1 protein-coding gene is annotated in these 351 nt (G+C 62.4%); it reads left to right on the forward strand.

From position 1 onward, the window contains the following. Nucleotides 1–351 (forward strand): hypothetical protein (locus CO726_RS33310; protein WP_425427835.1); only part of this gene is annotated, 351 nt, incomplete at both ends.

A 351-nucleotide genomic window follows, 5' to 3' on the forward strand; every position in this document is an offset into this window, starting at 1 on the left:
CGGGGCCAACAGGAGCAACAGGAGCTACGGGAGTAACAGGAGCTACGGGGCCAACAGGAGCTACAGGAGCAACAGGAGCTACGGGAGCTACGGGAGTAACAGGAGCTACGGGGCCAACAGGAGCTACGGGGCCAACAGGAGCTACGGGAGCAACAGGAGCTACGGGGCCAACAGGAGCTACGGGAGCAACAGGAGCTACGGGGCCAACAGGAGCTACGGGGCCAACAGGAGCTACGGGGCCAACAGGAGCTACGGGGCCAACAGGAGCAACAGGAGCTACGGGAGTAACAGGAGCTACGGGGCCAACAGGAGCTACAGGAGCAACAGGAGCTACGGGAGCTACGGGAGTAA

It is taken from the genome of Bacillus fungorum (assembly GCF_002746455.1).
Taxonomy (GTDB): Bacteria; Bacillota; Bacilli; order Bacillales; family Bacillaceae_G; genus Bacillus_A; species Bacillus_A fungorum.